Genomic DNA, 22,230 nt, shown 5'->3' with positions numbered 1-22,230 from the left:
CTTATACCGCCGCGCCTCCGAACGGGTCCGTTCGAAGGCGCAAGGCAAGCCCGAACGGGCGCCGGCGCTGATGCCCCGGACGCCTTCGCCTCGACACGTCGATGCGAAGGCGTCCGGGGCATCAGCGCCGGACGCCTTCGCATCGACGTGTCGATGAAGGCGCGAGGGTATAAGTCCGCGCGGCGCGTCATGGCGGACTGGCGGGTAGGGAGGCGGCGGGGAGGGGAAGCGCATGGCGGTCGATCCGCGTCGGCTGGCCCTGGCCTACGGGCGGTTCGGGCTCGGCGCCCGCCCGGGCGATCTCGCGCGCGGGGAGGCGGCCGAGGACACCCTGCGCCGCGAGGTCCTGTCGGGCACGGTGCCGATGCCGAGCGGCCCGGACCTCGCCGCGACACGGGTGCTCGACCTCTACGAAGCCCGCGATCCCGCCCTGGCGGCGGCGCTCGCCCGCGGCCTCGACGTCGATGCGCTGGCGCAGGGCGGGCCGAGGGGCGGGTAGCCTGCGCGGCCTCGGCGAGGCCGCGGCCCGGCTGATCGCCGCCGACGGCGGCCCGCGCATCGCCGCGCTCGCCCTCGACGGCTGGGACACCCACGCCAACGAGGGCGGCGCCACCGGCCGCCTCGCGGGGCTGCTCGGCGGCCTCGACAGCGTATACGCCGCTTTCGCGGAGATCCTCGCCCCGCGCTGGGCCGACACCGCGATCCTGGTCGTCACCGAGTTTGGCCGCACCGCCCGGGTCAACGGCACCACCGGCATCGACCACGGCACCGGCACGGTGGCGTTCCTCCTCGGCGGCGCGGTGCGCGGCGGCCGGGTGCTGGCGGACTGGCCGGGCCTGGGATCCGGCCGGCTCCACGAGGGCCGCGACCTCGCCCCCGTCACCGACCTGCGGGCGGTCGCCAAGGGGCTGGCCGTCGACCTGTTCGGCCTGTCCCCGCTCGTGCTCGCCCGCAGCGTCTTCCCGGGCAGCGAGGCGGTGCGGCCCCTGGGCGGACTGGTGGCCTGATCAGGCTTCGCGGAAGGGCCGGCCGGCGGAGCCGACGTCCCCGGCGAGGCCTGCCCGCTCCCGGAAGCGTGAATCGCGAACCATCCGCTCGCCCCGCCGTTGTGCCGGCATGGCCGCACAATCCGATTTCGTCGACGCGCCGCACCGGCCGTCCCGCATCCTTCCCCCCGCCGCCGGGCTCGCCCTGGCGGGCGCCGCGCTCCTCGGGGCGGGCGCGGTCGAGAACAACCGACGCGCCCGCGAGGCCGAGCGGGCGACGCCGCCGGTCGGGCGGTTCGTCGAGGTCGGCGGGACCCGGCTGCACGTGCTCGAGCGCGGGCGGGGGCCGGCCCTGGTGCTGCTGCACGGCAACGGCAGCCTGATCCAGGACTGGCTCGTGAGCGGCCTGGTCGAGCGGGCGGCGGAGACGCACCGGGTGATCGCCATCGACCGGCCGGGCTTCGGCTACAGCGAGCGGCCCCGCAGCCGGGTCTGGACGCCCATGATGCAGGCCGGCCTGATCCGCGGCGCCCTGCACAGCCTCGGCGTCGAGACCGCGACGGTGCTCGGCCATTCCTGGGGGGCGCAGGTGGCGATCGCGCTGGCGCTGCAGGATCCGGCGCGGGTGCGGGCTCTGTTCCTCGAATCGGGCTATTACTTCCCGTCGCCGCGGGTCGACAGCGTGCTGTTCGCGCCCCAGGCCCTGCCGGGCCTCGGCGACCTCCTCAGCCACACGGTCGCGCCGGTCACGAGTCGCCTGCTCTGGCCCCGCATCCTGGCGCGCCTGTTCGGGCCGAGCCCGGTGCCGGAGCGCTTCGCCCGCGAGTTCCCGGTCGAGATGGTGCTGCGCCCGTCCCAGCTCCGCGCGGCGGCGGCCGAATCGGTGCTGCTGGTGCCCGACGCCTTCGCGCTCCGGCCGCACTACGCCGGCCTGCGCGCGCCGGTGACGATCCTGTCGGGCACCGGCGACCGTCTGCTGTCCCACGCCGATCAGGCGGTGGCGCTCCATCACCACATCCCGGGCAGCCGCCTCGTCGCGGTCGAGGGCGCCGGGCACATGCTGCACCAGATCGCCCCCGGCCGGGTGCTGGCCGCGCTCGCGGCCGCCTGAGGCCGCGGGAGCACAGTCGGCGGAAGCGAGGGCATGTGGCGCCGCGGCAGTTCGCGGTCGGCCCCGGTCTCGGCTAGAGGGAGACGATGCCCGCCAGCCCTGGCCGGCGGCCCCCTCCTGTGCGGTCTTAAGCGACGTGACCATCCTGAAACGCGCGCGGCACCTCGCCGAGACGGGGCGCCGGTGGTTCGTGCCGCCTCCCGGCCCGGTCGCCTGGGGCAGGCTCTACAATTGCGGCGTCCTGGTCGCCCTGAATCCCGGGGCGGAGGCCGAGGGGGTCGGCCTCACCCTGGCCCGGGGAGGCGAGGGCGAGCGCGACCTGCCCGTCGAGCGCCGATTCGTCGAGGACGGCGCCACCTACCTGCACGCCGCCCTCGATCCGGCGCTGCTCGCCGGCCCGGGCAAGCTCCGGCTCACGGTGGTCGAGCCGGGCCGCGCCGACCAGCAGCGGATCGTGGTCGGGCCGGGACGCCACACGCTCCACCTCGACGGCGTCGCCGAGGGCGTGCTCGAGGGCTGGGTCTCGGCGCTCTCGCCCGAGCCGCTGCCGGCGGTGCGCCTGATCGTCGACGGCCTGGAGGGCGAGCCCGTCCGGCCCGGGATCTACCGGCCCGAGCTGCGCTACGGCAGCCGCGAGGGCGGCTGGAACGGCTTCCGCCTGCACCTGCCGGCCTTCGCCCTCGACGGAGCGCCCCACGCCCTCGCCGTGCGGGCCGGTGACACCGTGGCGGCGCTCGGCACCTACGCGCCGCAGCTGCGCTTGAGCCTGCACGTCGAGGCGCCGAGCCGGGTCACCGGCTGGGTGTTCGACGCGGCGGGGCTCGACCGTCCGACCACGGTGCGGGCCGTCCTCGACGGCACGCCCCTGGCGGAGGCGGTCACCCATCCGCGGCCCGATATTCTCGCGCGCTTCGGCCGCCGCTCGGCCTCCTTCGCCTTCCCGCCCGGGTCGCTGCCGCCGGGCACCGACCTCGCGGTCGGGCCGGTCGGGCACGGGCAGGTGATCGGTCACCTGCGCGGCAGCATCGAGCTCGCCCGGGGCGAAGCGCGCGCGCTCCTGCTCCGCAACGATCCGGCGGCGACGCGCGAGGAGCGCCGGGCGGTGCGCGACCGCATCGTCGCGGCGATCCGGCCCGGCGGCGGGGCGCGCCTCGTCCTGTCGGCGCCGGAGCCGCCGCCGCCGCCGGAGGGCGGTCGCCTCCCGCCCCCCGCCTGCGTGATCGTGCCGGTCTATAACGGCCTCGCCGACCTCAGGGCATGTCTCGCCTCGCTCCTGCCGCAGCTCGCGCCCGGTCGGGTGCGGGCGCTGGTGATCGACGACGCCTCGCCCGATCCGGCCGTCACCCGCTACCTCGACGCCCTGGCGGCCGAGGGCCATCCGGGCCTGACGGTCCTGCGCAACGAGGCGAATCTCGGCTTCGTCGGCACGGTCAATGGCGGCCTCGCCCTGCTCGAGCCGGGCGAGGACTGCGTCCTCGTCAATGCCGACACGGTGCTGGCGCCGCGGGCGCTGGAGAAGCTTGCCCGCGCCTGCCACCGGATCCCCGGCATCGCCAGCGTCACCCCGCTCTCGAACAACGCCACGATCCTGGGCTTCCCCGGGATGCCGGAGGCGCAGGCGCCGGTCCTCGGCCTCCCGCCGGAGGCGATCGACGCCGCCCTCGAGGCCGCAGCACCCGCGCCCGTGACGATCCCGACGGGCGTCGGCTTCTGCCTCTACCTGAACCGGCAGGCCCTCGACGAGGTCGGGGCGCTCTCGCCCGAATGGGGGCGGGGCTACTGCGAGGAGGTCGACTGGTGCCTCAAGGCCCGCGACCTCGGCTGGATCCACGTCGCCGCCACCGACACCTACGTCGAGCACGAAGGCTCGGTGTCGTTCGGCAAGGGCGAGCGGCTGGCGATCCTGGCGGAGAACCACGACCGGCTCGTCGGCCGCTACCCCGAGTACCAGGACGAGGTCGACGCCTTCATCGCCGCCGACCCGCTCCACGGCCTGCGGATCGCCGCCCTGGTGCGGCTGCTCCCCCGGACGGCCCGGCGCCTGACGCTGCATCTCGGGCACGGCCTCGGCGGCGGCGCGACGCGCTACGTCAACCAGATCCGCGGCCTCGCCCGGGCGCCGGAGCACGAGATCGGCCATCTGGCGCCGGCCGGCGCGCGCCTGGCCCTTGCTCTGGACGCGGCCGGAGCGACCGTGACCCTGCGGCCCGAGGGCCTTCTCGCCCTGCTCGAGGCGCTGGAGGGAGAGGGCGTCGCCATCGACCTGCACCTCAACGCCCGCTTCGGCTACGCCTCGTCCTTCCTGGACCGGCTGCTCTCCGGCCGCTGGCCCTACGTCGTCACGCTGCATGACTTCCAGTGGTACTGCCCGAAGGTCCACCTGGTCGACGGGCGCAACTTCTACTGCGAGGAGCCGCCCCCGGACGTCTGCCGCCATTGCACGGTCCGAGGGGTGACGCACGATTACGGCGACCAGAACGCCCTGATGGGCGGCGGCCTCGACGGCTGGCTGGCGACCAACGAGCGCATCCTGCGCGGCGCCCGGCGGCTGGTGGCGCCCAGCCGCGACACCGCCGAGCGCTACGCGCGCCGGCTCGGCCTGACCGGCATCGCGGTGGTGCCGCATCCCAGGGCAGCGCCGGCCCCGGCACCCGAGCGGCCCCGGAAACCCCGCGCGGGTGCGGTCCGGGTCGCCCTCGTCGGCGCCATCGGCCATCACAAGGGCTTCGAGCTCGTCGTGGCCCTGGCGGAGCGGGCGGCGCGGGAGCGGCGGCCCATCGCCTTCACGGTGATCGGCAACGTCGCCGACCCGCACCGGGCGTCCGGCCTCGGCAACCTGGCGGTGACCGGCTCCTACGACCCCGGCGACCTGCCGCGGCTGCTGGCGGAGGCCGACCCGGACTACGTCTTCCTGTCGAGCGTCTGGCCCGAGACCTACTCCTACGTCCTGTCGGAGGCCTGGGCCGCGGGCTATCCGGTCGTCGCCTTCGACATCGGCGCCCCGGCCGAGCGGATCCGCGCCGAGGGCGGCGGGCTGCTGATCCCGTTCGGCCGCGACACCGGGGCGGTGCTCGACGCGCTCGTGGCGGCCCGCGGCCAGCTCGCGGAGGTCCGGATCCCGGCCCTGCCCGCGGCGGTGCCGAGCCTCGCGGCCTACGAGGCCGCCATCGAGGCGACGGCGGGGGAGGGCGCCTGATCCCGCAGCGGCTTCGGACGGCTGCGTCCGGAGGCGCCGGCCTCACCCGAACAGGCATGGGCCAGGGTGCTCAGGCGCTCAGGCGCGTCGCCGGGACGGAGTCGGCGGCCACGAGGGAGCGGGCCAGGGTCTCGTGCTCGGCGTCCAGGATCGCCTGGGCGATCCGGCTGACGAGGTCGCAGCTCGCCGCCTCGACCGCCGCATCGTTCCCGGCCCGCGCCGCCACGGCGAGCGCGGAGCCCTCCTGCATCACGATGGCACGTGCGGTGCGGACTGCGTCCGCGACGGCTTCGTAGGGGCGTGGCATGACCATCCTCACCGGTTGGGGGCAGCGCCGCAGGACTGCCGCTGGGGCATCGAAACTGCGCAGCCCGGCGAAGTGTTCCGAGGGTGCGGCGTCCCGGCCCTTATCCCCGGGGGGCACGGGCCGCGGATCGCCGGTCACGGATGGCTCATGGCCGCCAGCGTCGTGCCGTCGCTGCCGATGTCGTCGGGGCCGGTCATGCCGAGCAGCTCGATCAGGCGCCCGCGCGCCCGGCTGACCCGGCTCTTGATCGTGCCGACGGCGACGCCGCAGATCTCGGCCGCCTCCTCGTAGGTGAAGTTCTGCGCCCCCACGAGAACCAGCGCCTCGCGCTGGTTCGCCGGCAGGGTGCTCAGCGCCGCCTGGAAGGCCGAGAGCTCGACCCGCGCCTCCTGGTCCGGCAGGGCAGCCAGCCGTCCGGCCATCACCCCGTCGGCATCCTCGACCTCGCGCCGGCGCTTGCGCTGCTCGGAGTAGAACAGGTTGCGCAGGATGGTGAAGAGCCAGGCGTAGAGGTTGGTGCCCGGGGTGAAGCTGTCGGACTTGGTCCAGGCCCGCACCAGGGTCTCCTGCACCAGGTCGTCGCTGCGGTCGAGGTCGCGGGTCAGCGAGAACGCGAAGGCGCGCAGGGCCGGGATGGAGCCGAGCAGCAACGCGCGCATCTCGGGATCGACGGGTGTCATCGCGCATCCTCCCGTCCGGGCAGATCCCCGGAACTGTCGTCAGATGGCCCGGCCGGCGGCGCGACCTTGGCCCTTCGCGGCCCGGCATCGAGCCCGGCGATGAGCGCCGCGAAGCGCTCCGGCACCGGGGCGCTCAGGAGGTCGGCGTAGTGGGCGCGCAGGGCCCGGCCGAGCCGGCGCCGGGTCTCGTCGTCGAGCTCCCCCCGCGGCTTGTCCGGCTCTCCCTTGGCCAGCTCTCCCTTGCCCGGTCTCCCGTCCGGCCGCCCGCGGGATCGCGGCGCCGGTCCGGCCGGCCCGTCGGTGTCTCTCTGGTCGTCGCGCATCGCCGCTCGCCTCGCGGCCGCCGGGTGGCCGGGCCGCGGCGGGCGGGATGCCTGCCGGAACCGCGGCGCGCCGATCGAGAGCCGCCTCATGCTTCGTTGCGCGCCGCAATAAAGCCGTGGATTTTAATGCGGTCTGAAAAGGATATTCAGCCAATCTTAATCAAAGCGCGGCCGTTGGACGCGAGCTTGTCTGTAAGAATGCTGAGGGCTTGACCGTAAGATTGTCAGAGCGTCGCGTGCGGGGCCGTGGCCCGACGCTCCCGCACAGGATGCGCACACCGCCTCCGGTGCGGGCCCGCACGTCTCCCGAGCTTGTGTGACCCGGCCGCGCTTGCCCGGCGGCCCGCAGCACCTACCCTAGGGCTCCAGCTTCTCCAGCGGGGATGACGCCTTGAACCCGAAGTCGTTTCGTGCGCCGGCCGCCACCGCGGCCCTCCTGACGCTCCTGGCGGCGACGCCGGCCCTCGCCCAGCGGGACGATCCGGGCCTGCAGATGAACTGCGCCAGCGACTACTTCAAACTCTGCGCCGGGGCCGATCCGGACAGCCCGGAGGTCGAGCGCTGCTTCACGCGCAACCGCGCCAAGCTCTCGGCCCAGTGCCGAGCGGCGATCAACACCTACGACCGCAAGACCGGCGGTCCCGCCGAACCGCAATAGCCGTGAGAGGGGGCCGGCAGCGCCCCCGCCTCACAGGCTCCGGTCGAGCCGCAGGATGCGGCACGGATCGCCGGCCCGGGCCGCCGGCGCGTGGGGCGCGCGGATCAGCAGCGCCTCGGAGCGGGCCAGCACCGAGAGCATCGAGGAATCCTGGCGCTCGGCCGGGTGCACCACCGGGAGCCGGTCGGGCGCGGTGTCGAGGCGCGCCCGCACGTAGTCCTGGCGGCCGTCATTGGCGGGCAGGTCGCGCCCGAGGAGCGCCGGCTCGCTGCGGTCGGCCCCGGCCTCCGGGTCGCCGAGGAGCGCCCGGATCAGCGGATGCACGAAGAGCAGCCCGCAGACCACCGACGAGACCGGGTTGCCGGGCAGGCCCAGCACCGCCATCGGCCCGAGGCGCCCGTGCATCAGCGGCTTGCCGGGGCGCAGGGCGATCCGCCAGAAGCCGAGGTCGAGGCCCTGCCGGACGAGGGCGGACTGCACGAGGTCGTGGTCGCCGACCGAGGCGCCGCCCAGGGTGACGAGGAGGTCGGCGCGGGCGTCGCGGGCGCGGCCGATGGCGGCCTTGAGGTCGGCGAAGCGGTCGCCGGCGATGCCGAGGTCGATCGCCTCGGCGCCGGCCGTCTCGGCCATCGCCGCCAGCGCCAGCCCGTTCGAGGCGACGATCTGATCCCAGGCCGCCGGCTCGCCCGGCCGCACCAGCTCGTCGCCGGTGGCGAGCACCGCCACCCGGGGCCGGCGCCGGACGCTCACGGTGGGGTGCCCGCCCGCGGCGGCGAGCGCCACCCGCCAGCCGTCGAGGCGCTCGCCGGCCGCGAGCAGCCGGTCGCCCTCGCGGAAGTCGAGCCCGCTGCCGCGGATGTGGCGCCCGGGCGGGTTGCCGGCCCGGGCCAGCACCGCGTCGCCCTCGGTCGAGGTGTCCTCCTGGATCACGATCGTGTCGGCGCCCTCGGGCAGGGGAGCGCCGGTGAAGATGCGGATCGCCTCGCCCGGGCCCACCGGCCCGCGGGCGCCGTGGCCGGCGGCGCTGACGGCGGTCACTCTCAGGCGCACCGGCGCGTCGGGCCCGGCACCGGCGACGTCGGCGGCCCGCACGGCGTAGCCGTCCATGGCCGAGGTGGCGAAGGGCGGCTGGGTGCGCAGGGCGTGCACGTCCTGCGCCAGGGTGCGGCCGGCGGCGGCCTGGATCGGGACGGTCTCGGCCTCGACGGGCGTCGCGCCGGCCAGGATGCGCGCCAGCGCCTCCGCGACGGGGAGCAGCCCGCTCACCGGCCGGCCTCCCAGGTTCCGGAGCGGCCGCCGCTCTTGTGCAGCAGCCGCACGCCCTCGACCCGCATGCCGCGGTCGGCGGCCTTGACCATGTCGTAGACCGTCAGGCAGGCGACCGAGACGGCGGTCAGCGCCTCCATCTCGACGCCGGTCGGTCCCTGCACCCGCACCTCGGCGGTGACGCGGATGCCCGGCAGGGCCTCGTCGGGCTCGCATTCGACCCGGACCTTGGTCAGCAGCAGCGGGTGGCAGAGCGGGATCAGCTCGTGGGTGCGCTTGGCCGCCATGATGCCGGCGAGCCGCGCGGTGCCGAGCACGTCGCCCTTCTTGGCGTCGCCCTCGCGGATCAGCCGCAGGGTCTCGGGGTTCATCACCACCAGGCCCTCGGCGCGGGCGGCCCGATCGGTCGCGGCCTTGTCGGTGACGTCGACCATGTTGGCGGCGCCGGCGGCGTCGAGATGGGTCAGGGACGGCATGGCCTGGCTCCGGGAGAACGTGTCCGCGCTTAGCACGCCGGCCGCCGGCCCCGCCACGGCCCCGCGCCGTCAGCCGTTCAGGGCGGCGCGCTCGGCCTCGCTGAAGACGCGGGAGCGCAGCAGGAAGCGCAGGCCGGAGCCGTTCTCCAGCGAGAACATGCCGCCGCGGCCCGGCACCACGTCGATGACGAGCTGGGTGTGCTGCCAGACCGCGTATTGCGGGGCGCTGATGTAGAAGTCGGCCCCGCCGATCTCACCGAGACGCACGTCCCCGCCGCCGACGAGGAAATCCCCGACGGCAAAGCACATCGGCGCCGAGCCGTCGCAGCAGCCGCCGGACTGGTGGAACAGGATCGCGCCGTGCTCGCGGCGCAAGCTCGCGATCAGGTCGAGGGCCGCCGGGGTTGCGGTGACGCGGCGTGGGGGAGCGGTCATGCGGGCGTCCTTGGTTGGGGAACACGGGTTTGTGCGTGGAAATAACCACGACGAGAAAGGCGCGGGTCTTCCCCTCTCCCTGCCCGCGGGGAGAGGGGAAGACCCGCGTCACCTCTTTCACCGGAAGCCCTGGAAGAGGCGGGGCATGTACCCCGCCTTTCTCAGAAGAACCCGAGCTTCTTCGGCGAGTAGCTGACCAGCAGGTTCTTGGTCTGCTGGTAGTGATCGAGCATCATCTTGTGGGTCTCGCGGCCGATGCCGGACTGCTTGTAGCCGCCGAAGGCGGCGTGGGCCGGGTAGGCGTGGTAGCAGTTGGTCCAGACGCGGCCGGCCTGGATCGCCCGGCCGAAGCGGTAGGCGCGGGTGCCGTCCCGGGTCCACACGCCGGCGCCGAGGCCGTAGAGGGTGTCGTTGGCGAGGCTGAGCGCCTCGTCGTCGTCCCGGAAGGTCGTCACCGACAGGACCGGCCCAAAAATCTCCTCCTGGAAGATCCGCATCCGGTTGTGGCCGCGGAACACCGTCGGCTGCATGTAGTAGCCGCCGGCGAACTCGCCCTCCTTGACGTTCCGCGCGCCGCCCGTGAGGCACTCGGCGCCTTCCTGGCGGCCGATATCGACGTAGCTGAGGATCTTCTCCAGCTGCTCGGAGGAGGCCTGCGCGCCGATCATCGTCGCGGGATCGAGGGGCGAGCCCTGGCTGATCGCCTCGACGCGCTTGATCGCCCGCTCCATGAAGCGGTCGTAGATCGATTCGTGCACCAGCGCCCGGCTCGGGCAGGTGCAGACCTCGCCCTGGTTGAGGGCGAACATCGTGAAGCCCTCGAGCGCCTTGTCGAGGAAGTCGTCGTCCTCGGCGGAGACGTCGGCGAAGAAGATGTTGGGCGACTTGCCGCCGAGCTCCAGCGTCACCGGGATCAGGTTCTGCGAGGCGTACTGCATGATGAGACGGCCGGTCGTCGTCTCGCCCGTGAAGGCGATCTTGGCGATGCGGGGCGAGGAGGCGAGCGGCTTGCCGGCCTCCAGCCCGAAGCCGTTGACGATGTTGAGCACGCCCGGCGGCAAGAGGCCGCCGATCAGCTCGGCCAACAGCAGCACCGAGGCCGGGGTCTGCTCGGCGGGCTTGAGCACCACGCAATTGCCGGCGGCGAGCGCGGGCGCGAGCTTCCACACCGCCATCAGGATCGGGAAGTTCCACGGGATGATCTGGCCGACGACGCCCAGCGGCTCGTGGAAGTGATAGGCCACGGTGTCGTGATCGATCTCGGAGAGCGAACCTTCCTGCGCCCGGACGCAGCCGGCGAAATAGCGAAAGTGGTCGATGGCGAGCGGGATGTCGGCGTGGGTCGTCTCGCGGATCGGCTTGCCGTTGTCCCAGGTCTCGGCGAGCGCGATCAGGTCGAGGTTGTCCTCCATCCGGTCGGCAATCTTGAGGAGGATGCGGGCGCGCTCGGCCGGGGCCGTCCGGCCCCAGGCGTCCTTGGCGGCGTGGGCGGCATCGAGCGCCCGCTCGACGTCCTGCGCGTCCGAGCGGGCCACCTCGCAGATCACGCCGCCGGTGATCGGCGAGGTGTTCTCGAAATAGCGGCCGTTCACGGGCGCCACCCACTGGCCTCCGATGAAGTTGTCGTAGCGCGCCGAGAAGGGCGACTGTTTCTTGGCGTCGGCGAAGAGTTCCGGCTTGTTCATGCGTTCCTCCCACTCATCCCGTTCGCGGGGGTGGCGGGAGACCACTCGGCAGCGCGCGTGCCAGGCGGCCGGCGGAGGCCGGCCCGGCCCCTGCGGCGACCGGCAAGCCGTTCATCGGTCTCGCGTTTCGAGAACTGGCCGCGCGACCTTCGACCAAAATCCGCCCTCGTCCGGCCGCAGCGGTGCTGGATCGCCCGCGCGACACCTGCGACACCTGTCGCAGAGAGCGACAGGCCGCCCGCGCGGCGGCGAACCGGAGGCGAGCCGCGCATGCACAGCCGCGTGACCACGCCCCGCACCCTGCTGGCCGCCCGGCGGCAGGCCTTCGGGACCGGGCTGGCGGAGCCGCCGCCGCCGATCCTGCGCTCCTGGGAGCGCTGCGCCGCCCTCGGGCTCGATTTCGGGCAGAGGCCCCGGGTCGAGCCGCTGAGCGCCGCCGCGATGCGGGAGGCCTTCGACCGCAGCGAGGCGCTGCGCCGGCGCTGCCGGTCGGAGATCGAGGCCCTGCACGCCGACGCGCAGGCGACCGGCAGCCTCGTGATCCTCACCGATGCCGACGGGCTGATCCTCGACACCCTCGGCAGCGACAGCTTCGCCGGCCGCGCCGCGCAGGTGGCGCTCCGCCCCGGGGTACTCTGGAGCGAGAGCCTGACCGGCACCAACGCCATCGGCACTGCCCTCGTCGAGCGCCGCCCTGTCGAGGTGCGGGGGGCGGAGCACTACTTCGCGCCGCACCGCATCCTCAGCTGCGCGGCGATGCCGATCGTCGGCCCGGACGGCACGGTGCTGGGCGTCCTCGACCTCACCGGCCCGGCGGGAATCCACCAGGGCCACGCCCTCGGGCTCGTCGGGCTCGCGGTCGCCGCCATCGAGCACCGCCTCCTCGACGCGGTGCCGCCGGGCTGCGAGGTGCTGCGGCTTGCCCGCGACGCAGGGCTCCTCGGCACCCCCCGCGAAGGGGTGCTGGTGTTCGAGGGGCGGCGCCTCGTCGGCGCCAACCGGCACGGGCTGGCGCTGCTGGGCCTCGACTGGAGCGATCTCGGCGCCGAGCACGCGGCCGGCCACGGCGGCGACACCGGTCCCGGTCCCCTGGCCCTGCGGGACACGAGCGGGGCGCCGCTCTACGGCCACCTCCAGGGCGCGCCGGTCCCAAGGCCGCGCCGGTCCTCGGCCGAGCCGGCGCGGCCGGACCCCGAGGCGCCGATCCTCGACCCCGCCACCGCGCGGCTCCTCGCCCGGGCGGTGCGGCTGATCGATGCCGGGATCCCGGTGGTGGTCGAAGGCGAGACCGGCACCGGCAAGGAGGTGTTCTCTCGCGCCGCCCACGCGGCCTGTGCGCGCGCGCAAAAACCCTTCGTGGCGGTGAATTGCGCAGCGCTCCCCGAGACGCTGATCGAGGCCGAGCTGTTCGGCTACGAGCCCGGCGCCTTCACGGGCGCGGCGCGGCACGGGGCGAAGGGCCTGCTGCGCCAGGCCGAGGGCGGCCTGCTCTTCCTCGATGAGATCGGCGACATGCCGCTCTCCCTGCAATCGCGCCTTTTGCGGGCGCTGCAGGAGCGGGAGGTGCTGCCGGTCGGCGGCACCCGCCCGGTGCAGGTCGACTTCGCGCTGATCTGCGCCACCCACCGCGACCTGTCCCGGATGGTCGACGAGGGCGCCTTCCGGGCCGACCTTTACTACCGCATCGCCCCTTACCGGGTGCGCCTGCCGGCCTTGCGCGAGCGGCCGGACCGCCTCGCCCTGGTGCGGGGCCTGTGGGCCCGGACCGACGGCCCGGCCCGCCATGTGCACCTGTCGCCGGCTTGCGAGGCGGCCCTCGCCGAGGCGGATTGGCCCGGCAACCTGCGCCAACTCGCTTCCTGCCTGCGGGCCCTCGCGGCGCTCGCCGAGCCTGGGGAGGTGCTGGGGCCGGAGGACTTGCCCGAGGGCGTGGCCCCGCGTCCCGCGAGCCCGGCGCCGCGACGGCCGCCCGCCGCCGGCCCGCTCGACGCCATCGCCCGGGACGCGATGCGGGCGGCGCTGGCGGCCCATGGCGGCAATGTCAGCCGCGCCGCCCGCAGCCTCGGCATCAGCCGCAGCACGCTCTATCGGCGGTGCCTGACGGAGCGGGCGGAGGGCTGACTCGGGCCGCAAGGCGTTTTCCAGATCGAAGCAGGACTTGATCGAGCATCTGTTGAGTGAATCTGTGAAGCGAGGCCGGGCGCTGGGCTGAATTATCTCGAAGAGGGCATTCAATATATTTAATTTAATCTAGATATAAATTGCCGCAATATTTTTAGTGCCAATAAAATTTGTCTATTTGTCATGCATGTTCCTAAAAATATTATAATAACAACATTGTAGGCTGCGGTGTTGATATTTTTATCAGAAACGATAATATATAAAAACTATCTCCCAAAATCATGGGATGAATATAATGAGCAGCGAAGCGGCCGACGCGGTGTTCAGTTTAAGAATGCAGTGGTACACATTGTACATGATTTGGCAGATAATATATTGGTTTTCCATTATTATTATAACCGCAGGAAGTGCCATTGTTGCATCTAAATGGCGGCGCGTAGAAAATATAAGGGATCAAATCGCTCTTCTGGTCGCAATCACCAGTGCGCTTCATGCCATCATCGATCCTGGGCAGCGAGCCAATTCTTATCGATTGGCCTGGGTCGGCATGAACCTCGCGTATTTCAAGGAGATGAGCTTGCCGGAGGCGACGTTCAAGGCCATTGCACAAGGCGAAGAAATTATCAGCCTGCAGGCGGCGCCAAAGACAAAACCGTAGATCGAAATAATGGCGCGCATGAAACTGTAGTTCATGCCGGGTTTGAAAATTCGCGCTTAGAATATTGATGGGACCGTAACAGTCTCGGGCCGAAATCTCGCACGATCCGGCCGATCCGTGGCTCAAGCGAGGCTGGGCCACGAACGGAACATGCGCGTCGAGACGAGATGTCAGGGACCGCCGAGCGCGGGCCACGGCAACGTCACGCCGGCGGGGCTCGGCCTAAAGCTCCGGATCCTCCGCCGCCTCCAGCCGCCCGGCTGCGATCGCCTCCAGAAACAGCCGGTGGTCCTCCGCGTTGCGCTCGCCGTAGGCGTGGGCCCAGTCGGCCAGGGCCTCGCGGAAATTGGCGTGGCGGTCGCGGCCGCAATAGCCGGCGATCGCCGCGGCGTCGCCGGTGCGGGCGTGCGCCCGGGCGAGGAGCGCGCCGTAGGCCCAGGAGAAGTAGACCAGCGGCTGGCCGCGCATGCAGGCGACCGGGATCTCGCCCTTCATGTTCTTCATCTGCCGCACGTAGAACGGACGGCCGTCGATGGTGGTCCAGCCGAGCAGCGGGTCGCCGACCGCCTGGAGCAGGCGCTGCCCGTAGATCACCCGCTCGCCCTCGTGCGAGGCGTAGGGCTCGGGCATCCCGGCGACGTACGGCGCGTGGGCGGGCCGCACCGCCTCCTTCACCTGGAGGAAGAGCGCGTCCTGGTCCGAGTTGCCGCACAGGAGCGCCACGTAGGCCCGGGTGCCGACGCTGCCGACGCCGACGACCCGGTGGGCGACGTCGACCACGTGGTAGCGGCTCAGCATGAAGCGGCGCTCCCGCGGCAGGGTCTCGGCGTAGCGCTCGAGCCCGGCGGTCACCGCCTCGCGGATCTCGGGCTCGACCCAGGTCAGGATCGGCGGCGCGTCGCGGAAGCGCCAGCCGCCGTCGACCCGGCGCTCGCCGACCTGCGCGAGCAGGCTCTTGTTGTGGCGCTTGCGCGCCTTCTCGACCGCCCGCCGCACGACCTCGCGGGACTCGTCGTCGATCGTGATGCCGCTGAAATCCAGCTCCTCGGCTCGCGCCGCCCGGTGCCAGACGTCGAGCCCGCCCTGGGGGGCGAGGTCGGTCATGGTGTGCTGGTAGCCGTAGACCGCGGCGAGCACGGCCTCGCGCCGCTCGGCCAGCGGCACCTCGAGGTCACGGGCCGCCACCTCGATGCTGGCGCAGAGCCGCTTCAGGTCCCACTCCCAGGGGCCGATCGTCACCTCGTCGAAGTCGTTGAGGTCGAGGACGATGTCGCGCTGGGGCGTGCCGAACAGGCCGAAATTCGAGATGTGGGCGTCGCCGTTCATCACCACGTCGATGCCGCTCCGCGGCGTCTGCGCCAGGTCCCAGGCCATCACGGTGGCGGCTCCCCGCAGGAAGGCGAAGGGCGAGCTCGCCATCCGGGCGACCCGGAGCGGGATCAGGTGGGACTGGCGGCCGGCCTGCGCCTCCTCGATCAGCCGCACCGGGTCCGGCCGGTCGGACGGCAGGGCCCCGGGGCCGTGGCTCTCGTGCGGGACCTTGGTCCGCAGGCACTTGCCGGCGGCGCGGCGCTTCTCCCACGGCTCGCCCGGCGTGCGCAGGTCGATGTGCGGGAAGTCGGCCAGGGGCTCCAGCACGACGTCCTCCGCCGGCCCCTGCACCCGGTCGCAGGCTGCCTCGGCGCTCTCCGTCGCGGCGTTGCCGGGAATGTCGTGCAGTCTGTCCGTGTGCGGTCTGTCCATGGGCACGGCTCGTCGGCGGCCCCGGTGAGGGCGCGATGGGAGTCAACCTTGGCCGCCGACGAACGTTCCGGCGCGGGATGAAACCCGCGCCGCGAACGTGGTGCCGTCAGCCCTGTCGGTCGCGGGCCTCGTCGCGGGCGTCCTGGATCAGCTGCAGCAGCTCCGCCGCGAGCGCGCCGCGCCGGTCCGGGTCGTCGCAGGGGCGGCGCAGGATCAGCCGCCCGTCCCGGGCGGTCACCTCGTCCCCGAGGGGCAGGGCGACCGGCGCGCAGCCGGGGCGGAAATCGACGGCGAGGCCCTGGGGGCCGCCGGTGAGGCGGGCGATGCCGAGGTGGAGGCAGCCGACCCGCAGCTGGCCCAGGGTGAACAGCGCCCGCACGCCCGGCGGCAGCGGCCCGAAGCGGTCCTCGACCTCGCCGCGCAGGGCCTCGACCTCCTCCAGGCTGCCGAGGCGCAGGAGGCGGGTGTAGAGGCCGAGGCGCACCTCGGGCTCGGGCACGTAGTCCTCCGGCACGTCGCCGGAGAGGCCGAGGTTGATCTCCGGCGCCCAGTCCTCCGCCGGCTCGCCCTTGGCGGCGCGCAGCGCGAGCTGGAGCAGGTGCTGGTAGAGGCCGAGCCCGATCAGCTTGACGTGCCCGGCCTGGTTCTCGCCGACGAGGTCGCCGGCCCCGCGCAGGTCGAGGTCGCGGGCGCTGATGGCGAAGCCGGCGCCGAGGCGGTCGAGGGCCTCCAGCGTGCGCAGGCGCTTCTCGGCGGCCGGCGGCAGCTCGCGGTCGGGCCGGGTCAGCAGGTAGGTGACGCCCCGGCGCTGGCCGCGCCCGACCCGGCCGCGCAGCTGGTGCAGCTGGGCAAGGCCGAAGCGCTCGGCGTCGTGGACCAGCATGGTGTTGGCCCGCGGCACGTCGAGCCCGCTCTCGATGATCGAGGTGGCGAGCAGCACGTCGCCCTCGCCGTCGGCGAAGCGCACCATGATCTCGTCGAGCTCCGCCGGCTTCATCTCGCCGTGGGCCACCACGGTCTCGAGCTCCGGCACCAGGGCCCTCAAGCGCTCGGCCATCGGGCCGATGTCCTCGATCCGCGGGCAGACCACGAAGCTCTGGCCGCCGCGGCCCTTCTCGCGCAGCAGCGCCGCCCGCACCGTGTCGTCGTGGAAGGGCGCGAGCAGCGTGCGGATCGGCTGGCGCACCGCCGGCGGCGTCGCGATGACGCTGAGCGACTTGAGGCCGACGAGGGCCGATTGCAGGGTGCGGGGGATCGGCGTCGCGGTGAGCGTCAGCACGTGGGCGTCGCCGGCCATCGCCCGCAGGCGCTCCTTCAGGGCGGCGCCGAAGCGCTGCTCCTCGTCGATCACGACGAGGCCGAGATCCGCGAAGGTGACGCCGCGCCCGGCGAGCGCGTGGGTGCCGACGACGAGGCGGATCGAGCCGTCGGCGAGGCCCTGGCGCACACGCTTGGCCTCCGCCGGGGCGGCGAGGCGCGAGAGCTGCGCCACGCCGATGCCGAAGCGGGCGAAGCGGCGCTCGAAGGTGCGCAGGTGCTGGCGCACCAGCACGGTCGTGGGCGCCACGACCGCGACCTGCCGGCCGGCCAGCACGGCCGCGGCGGCGGCGCGCAGGGCCACCTCGGTCTTGCCGAAGCCGACATCGCCGCAGACGAGACGGTCCATCGGCTGCTCGCCGGCGAGATCCTTGAGCGCCCCGTCGACGGCCTTCGCCTGGTCGGGGGTGAGGGGGAAGCCGAAGCCAGCGCCGAAGCGCTCCATCTCGCGCTCCGGCGGCGCCAGGGCCGGGGCCCTGGCGGTGCGGCGGATCTCCGCCGCCTCCAGCATGGCCCGGGCCGCCCGGGCGAGCCCGGCCTCGGTGGCGAGGCGGCGCTTCGGCCAGGTGCCACCCTCGAGCTTGTCGAGGGCGACGGCGTCTTCCTCGGAGCCGTAGCGCCAGATCCGGTCGGCCTGGGCCACCGGCACCATCAGGATCGCCTCGTTGGCGAAGCGCAGCCGCAGGGCCTCGGTGCTGCCGCCGTCGCCGGTGTCGATGCGCTCGAGCCCCTCGAACACGCACAGGCCGTGGTCGCGGTCGACCGCGACGTCGCCGACCCGCAGGTCGACCTCGCCCATCGGCAGGATCACCGGCTGGCCGGCGCTGGGCTTGACCGAGGTGCCGCCGTAGACGTCGGGGGCGGCGATCACCGTGGCGCCGAGCTCCGGCACCCGGAAGCCCGCGTCGAGGGGGGCGGGCAGCGCGACGATCTCGCCAGCTTTGGCGGCGACGGCCTCGGACCACTCGGCGACCGGGCGCACAGTCCGCTCCGCCGCCCGGGCGGCCTGGCGGGCGAGGCGCTTGAGCGCCGCCGCGTCGCCTGCGAGCACGATCCGCTCGCCGCCCTTCAGGCGCTCGCGCAGGTAGGCGGAGAAGGCCGGGCCCGGCCGCCGCTCGCGCACGAAGGCCGGCACCGCGATCGCGCCCGCGTCGTCGTCGGCGGCGCGCGCCACCGCGCGGGCCTCGCGCAGCGCCCGCCACTCCGCGGGCGCGAGGTAGAGCGGCACGGCCTTGCCGCGGGTCGCCGCCTCGCCGGCGCGCCCCTCCGCGATCTGCTCAAAGAAGGCGTCGGCGCGGCTCTCGGCCCCGGCCTCGACCACCAGGCGAGCCTCCGGCACGTAGTCGAGCAGGGTGACGAGGCGGCCGTAGAGCGTCGGCAGCTGGTGCTCCTGGCCGGTGAAGGGCCGCAGGCGCACCGGCGAGTCGGGCGCGAGGATCACCTCGGTCGCCGGATCGACCACCAGGGTCTCGACCTCGTCGAGCGAGCGCTGCGAGACCGGATCGTAGGTCCGGATCGCCGTCACGGTCCCGGCGGCGTGCTCGATCCGGCAGGGCCGGGGCGCCGCGGCCGGGAAGACGTCGATGGTCCGGCCCCGCACCGCGACCTCCCCGGGCTCGTCGACCCGGTCGTCCAGGATGTAGCCGAGGCGCTGCAGCTCCGCCGTGAGGCGGCCGGCATCGAGCCCGTCCCCGGCCCGGATCTCGACCCGGGCCGTGCCCCAGGTCTCCGGCGGCGGCACCCGCTGGATCAGGGCCGGCGCGGTGGTGAGCAGGACGTCCGGGAGGGCGCCCACATCGGTGAGCCAGCGCAGCACCCCGGCCCGCGCCCCCATGGTGCCGCGGGAGGGCGAGGCGCGGTCGAACGGCAGGCAGTCCCATTCCGGGTAGACCGCGACGCCGATCCCGGGTGCGAGGCCGCGCAGCACGGCCGCTAGCTCCTCGAGCCGGCGGGCGTCGCGGGCGACGTGGACGAGGGGGCGGCCCTCGTTCCGAAGGCCGAGCAGCGCCACCGCGAGGGCACCGGGCGGCACCAGCGGCGCCACGCTCTCCTCGGTCCCCGCCCGTGCGCGCTGTCTCGCCTTGCGCTTCGCCATCGGCTCCCGCTCCTCGTTCCCTTGCGCGGAGAAACGCCCGGCGGCTGCGGCGGGTCCGGGCCGGGCTGTCGCACTCAACAGGATTGATGCGAGGGTCGGAGAGGCGGCGCGGAGAAACCTGGACGCGACCGGCGCCTCGTGTGCTCGGGACGACACGCACCCCGCCCCGGGACGGGCGACGCCGCCTTCAGGCCCGGGGCGTGCCCGCTTGTCCACAGGACCGTGGCGAATGGCGCCACGGCTGCGCCCGTGACCAACACACTCTTTGCCGGCGCATGACGCACGTGCCGGATCCCGACTTCCAGCAGCGCGCGGTCCACGACCAAATCCGGCTTCGCCAGGCGCTGTGCGAGATCCTGGCAAGGGAGCCGCGGGAGGACGATCGGGCCACGCGACGACCTGATCTCGTCGTGTGCCGTCGCCCGGCCGAGCCGGTCAGGTCCCGGGCTTGCACCCGAGGATCTCACCATCTCCACCATTCGGATTAGGCTGGCTCGCATTCGACGCGTGTTCCCTTGCGTTGCAGGGCGGGAGTAACAATCGAACAGCCACGCCATCGGTGTCATTTGAACGCTCGTATTCTCATAAATCATGAAAAGCAATTCACGAGAGGTTGCGGGATTTTTGCACCGGTGAGGCATCAGACCAGGCGTGTCAGCCTCACATTATAATAGATTTAAAACATAATACTTGTAGCGATTTCATCGTTTTGCCAATGGGTTTCCAGACGTGATTGCCGATCTACCGCGCTGCATCGCAGCGGCCGGCATCAATAAGCTCGCTCGTCCTGGATCCCGTCATGCCCGTTTCGTCGTTGCGTCGCGCCACTCCTCTCCCGCTCGCGCAGAGGCGGCATAGGCTGATCGGATCGTTGCTCTCGGGCGTGGTGCTGTCCGCCGGGATGGTCTCGGCGGCCCACGCCCAGGATCAGGGCGGCGCCGAAATCGCCCTCGACACCATCAACGTCGAGGGCGTCGCCCGGCCGGTCACGGCGACCGCCGCCGGGACGCAGCCGGGCGGCGCCCGCGGGCCGGTGCCGGGCTACGTCGCCTCGCGCAGCGTGGTGGCGACCAAGACCGACACCCCGATCCTCGAGACCGCGCAGTCGATCACCGTCATCGGCCGCCAGCAGATCGAGGACCAGAACGCGCTCACCATCAACCAGGCCCTGCGCTACAGCCCGAGCGTGACGACCGAGCAGCGCGGCGGCGCCGGCGGAACCCGGCTGGAGCAGTTCTCGATCCGCGGCTTCACCGCGCCGCTGTTCCTCGACGGCATGCGCCTGCCGACCAGCCGCGACGCCTTCCCGTCCGTCGACCCCTACCGGATCGAGCGCATCGACATCATCAAGGGCCCGGCCTCGGTGCTCTACGGCCAGTCCGGCCCCGGCGGCATCGTCAACCTGACCTCCAAGATGCCGCAATTCGTCCGTCACGGCGAGGTCTTCGTCCAGGGCGGCGGCTTCAGCGAGGTCCGCGGCGGCTTCGACGTCGGCGGGCCGATCACCTCGGAGACCACCGTTCCGGGAACCGAGGAATTCGCCTACCGGGTGACGGGCCTCGGCTGGAACGGCGACGGGCCGGCGGTGACGACGCGGGTCGAGCGCGCCTTCATCCAGCCGAGCCTGACCTGGCGTCCCTCCGCCGACACGTCGCTGACCGTGCTCGGCCTATACCAGCGTGACCCGTTCTCGGGCTTCTACGGCGGCTTCCCGGCCTTCGGCACGGTCTTCCCGCGCAACTTCGGCAGCGGCGTCGTCGGGCGCCTGCCGGTCGACTTCTACGACGGCGACCGCAACTTCGAGCAGTCCGACCGCACGCAGGCCGCGGTCACCTACATCCTCGACCACCGCTTCAGCGACGCCTTCCGGTTCCACTCGTCCGGCCGCTTCCTGCGCACGGAAGGGCAGTACCGCAGCGTCTACGGCGCCTTCAGCTCCGTCACGCCGCTCTTCCCGTCGACCGCGCTGACGACCGGACCGCTGCTCAACCGTTCGCGCATCGCCACCGACGTGGCGATCGACGCCTACACCATGGACAACTACTTCGAGGCGAAGTTCGACACCGGCCCCTTCGCCCACACGGCGCTCTTCGGCGTCGACCACCAGACGATCAAGACCCGCACGCTCGGGACCCCGTTCCCCGCCGCGCCCGACCTCAACCTGCTGGCGCCGAACTACGACATGAACATCGCGGTGCCGGGCTTCTCCACGAACGCCCGCATCACCGCGCAGCAGACCGGCGTCTACCTGCAGGACCAGATCAAGTTCGACCGCCTGGTCCTGACGCTGGGCGGGCGCTACGACACCGCGCGGACGAACGGGCCGACCCGGACGCTCGCCACCGGCGCCGTCGCCTTCCAGGACGTGCCGTCCGACGCGATGACCTACCGGGCGAGCCTGCTCTACCTCTTCGACAGCGGCGTCGCCCCTTACGTCTCCTACAGCGAGGCGTTCGAGCCGATCGCCAGCGGGCGCATCTACGATCCGGCCTTCGGCACCACCGGGCGCATCCCGGATCCGATCTCGAGCCGGCAGTACGAGGCCGGCATCAAGTACCAGCCGCCGGGCACCGACATCCTGCTCACCGCGGCGGCCTTCGACATCAAGCGCTCGAACACCCTGACGCCCGATCCGGTCAATGGCCCGCTCTTCAGCCTCCAGACCGGCGAGATCGGTGTGCAGGGCGTCGAGTTCGAGGCCCGCGCCAACCTGGCCGAGGGGCTGAACCTCGTCGGCGGCGTGTCGTTCCTCGACGTGCGCAACACCCGCGACACCAACACGACCTACAACCAGGTCACCGGCCAGCAGGTCCCGATCGTCGGCCGACGCCCGGTCCAGGTGCCGGACCGGACCGCCTCGCTGTTCCTCGACTACCGCTTCCAGTCCGGCCCGCTCCTCGGCCTGAGCCTCGGCGGCGGCGTGCGCTACCTCGGCGGCTCCTGGGGCGACCCGGCCAACACCTTCCGGGTGCCCGAGGCGGTGCTGGTCGATGCGGTGGCGGCTTACGACCTCAAGCACCTGAACCCGAAGCTCGAGGGCTTCAACCTGCAGGTCAACGCCCAGAACCTCCTCGACGACCGCACCGTGACCGGCTGCTTCTCCTACGCGTCCTGCTTCTACGGCCTGCCGCGCACGGTCTATGCGACCCTGCGCTACCGCTGGTAAGGGGGCG

17 protein-coding genes are annotated in these 22,230 nt (G+C 72.8%); 8 read left to right on the top strand and 9 right to left on the bottom strand.

What is annotated here, in order from left to right; translation table 11 throughout:
- The first annotated feature begins 232 nt into the window (after positions 1-232).
- The 4 genes from VQ02_RS39975 to VQ02_RS03040 all read left to right on the top strand — a co-directional run bounded on the left by VQ02_RS39975 (position 233) and on the right by VQ02_RS03040 (position 5,293).
- Entirely contained in the window at positions 233-499 is a 267-nt protein-coding gene (locus VQ02_RS39975) for a hypothetical protein (RefSeq protein WP_053080183.1), read from the top strand.
- Entirely contained in the window at positions 465-1,007 is a 543-nt protein-coding gene (locus VQ02_RS03050; protein WP_053080181.1) for a DUF1501 domain-containing protein, read from the top strand. Before VQ02_RS39975 ends, VQ02_RS03050 begins: the two co-directional genes overlap by 35 nt.
- Before the next feature lie 109 nt (positions 1,008-1,116).
- On the top strand, positions 1,117-2,097 hold the full coding sequence (locus VQ02_RS03045) for an alpha/beta fold hydrolase (protein ID WP_053080178.1): 981 nt from the start codon (positions 1,117-1,119) through the stop codon (positions 2,095-2,097).
- Between the two features lie 136 nt (positions 2,098-2,233).
- Complete coding sequence (locus VQ02_RS03040) at positions 2,234-5,293, top strand: glycosyltransferase (protein ID WP_157080469.1); 3,060 nt, start codon at positions 2,234-2,236, stop codon at positions 5,291-5,293.
- Positions 5,294-5,363: 70 nt separating this feature from the next.
- On the opposite strand, the gene VQ02_RS03035 is transcribed toward VQ02_RS03040, so the two are convergent.
- From VQ02_RS03035 to VQ02_RS34550, 3 genes are all read right to left on the bottom strand, one after another.
- Complete coding sequence (locus tag VQ02_RS03035; protein WP_048442679.1) at positions 5,364-5,600, bottom strand: hypothetical protein; 237 nt, start codon at positions 5,598-5,600, stop codon at positions 5,364-5,366.
- Positions 5,601-5,734: 134 nt separating this feature from the next.
- On the bottom strand, positions 5,735-6,280 hold the full coding sequence (locus VQ02_RS03030) for a sigma-70 family RNA polymerase sigma factor (RefSeq protein WP_048442678.1): 546 nt from the start codon (positions 6,278-6,280) through the stop codon (positions 5,735-5,737).
- A complete protein-coding gene (locus tag VQ02_RS34550; RefSeq protein ID WP_053080176.1) occupies positions 6,277-6,603 on the bottom strand; it encodes a NepR family anti-sigma factor in 327 nt (108 codons plus the stop codon). Before VQ02_RS34550 ends, VQ02_RS03030 begins: the two co-directional genes overlap by 4 nt.
- Before the next feature lie 391 nt (positions 6,604-6,994).
- On the opposite strand from VQ02_RS34550, the gene VQ02_RS03020 reads away from it, so the two are divergent.
- Positions 6,995-7,261 (top strand): hypothetical protein, encoded by a 267-nt coding sequence (locus VQ02_RS03020; RefSeq protein ID WP_048442677.1) that lies wholly within the window; start codon positions 6,995-6,997, stop codon positions 7,259-7,261.
- Between the two features lie 30 nt (positions 7,262-7,291).
- Here the strand turns inward: VQ02_RS03020 and VQ02_RS03015 are convergent, their stop codons facing one another.
- The 4 genes from VQ02_RS03015 to adh all read right to left on the bottom strand — a co-directional run bounded on the left by VQ02_RS03015 (position 7,292) and on the right by adh (position 11,123).
- Positions 7,292-8,527 (bottom strand): molybdopterin molybdotransferase MoeA, encoded by a 1,236-nt coding sequence (locus tag VQ02_RS03015; protein WP_048442676.1) that lies wholly within the window; start codon positions 8,525-8,527, stop codon positions 7,292-7,294.
- Positions 8,524-9,003 carry a cyclic pyranopterin monophosphate synthase MoaC gene (gene moaC, locus VQ02_RS03010; protein WP_048442675.1) on the bottom strand — a complete coding sequence of 160 codons (480 nt, stop codon included), beginning with the start codon at positions 9,001-9,003 and terminating at the stop codon, positions 8,524-8,526. The genes VQ02_RS03015 and moaC overlap by 4 nt, the downstream gene beginning before the upstream one ends.
- A gap of 69 nt (positions 9,004-9,072) precedes the next feature.
- Complete coding sequence (locus VQ02_RS03005; RefSeq protein WP_048442674.1) at positions 9,073-9,438, bottom strand: DUF779 domain-containing protein; 366 nt, start codon at positions 9,436-9,438, stop codon at positions 9,073-9,075.
- A gap of 161 nt (positions 9,439-9,599) precedes the next feature.
- Positions 9,600-11,123 (bottom strand): aldehyde dehydrogenase, encoded by a 1,524-nt coding sequence (gene adh, locus VQ02_RS03000; protein WP_048442673.1) that lies wholly within the window; start codon positions 11,121-11,123, stop codon positions 9,600-9,602.
- 270 nt (positions 11,124-11,393) lie between these two features.
- Between adh and VQ02_RS02995 the strand changes: the two genes are divergently transcribed.
- Positions 11,394-13,244: a sigma-54-dependent Fis family transcriptional regulator gene (locus tag VQ02_RS02995; protein ID WP_048442672.1), complete on the top strand. Its 1,851-nt coding sequence runs from the start codon at positions 11,394-11,396 to the stop codon at positions 13,242-13,244.
- A gap of 295 nt (positions 13,245-13,539) precedes the next feature.
- Entirely contained in the window at positions 13,540-13,902 is a 363-nt protein-coding gene (locus VQ02_RS36670) for a hypothetical protein (RefSeq protein ID WP_157080468.1), read from the top strand.
- A 222-nt stretch (positions 13,903-14,124) separates the two neighbouring features.
- On the opposite strand, the gene VQ02_RS02990 is transcribed toward VQ02_RS36670, so the two are convergent.
- Entirely contained in the window at positions 14,125-15,645 is a 1,521-nt protein-coding gene (locus VQ02_RS02990) for a DUF2252 domain-containing protein (RefSeq protein ID WP_083469014.1), read from the bottom strand.
- A 106-nt stretch (positions 15,646-15,751) separates the two neighbouring features.
- Positions 15,752-19,057: a helicase-related protein gene (locus VQ02_RS02985; protein ID WP_048442671.1), complete on the bottom strand. Its 3,306-nt coding sequence runs from the start codon at positions 19,055-19,057 to the stop codon at positions 15,752-15,754.
- 799 nt (positions 19,058-19,856) lie between these two features.
- Between VQ02_RS02985 and VQ02_RS02980 the strand changes: the two genes are divergently transcribed.
- Positions 19,857-22,223, top strand: a complete 2,367-nt coding sequence (locus VQ02_RS02980; protein WP_048442670.1) for a TonB-dependent siderophore receptor — start codon at positions 19,857-19,859, stop codon at positions 22,221-22,223.
- The last annotated feature ends 7 nt before the right edge of the window (positions 22,224-22,230 follow it).

Origin of the sequence: Methylobacterium variabile, assembly GCF_001043975.1 — a bacterium.
In the GTDB taxonomy this organism is placed as follows: Bacteria; Pseudomonadota; Alphaproteobacteria; order Rhizobiales; family Beijerinckiaceae; genus Methylobacterium; species Methylobacterium variabile.
The sequence above is the reverse complement of the archived record's forward strand: the minus strand, read 5'-3'. Positions and strand labels throughout refer to the sequence as shown.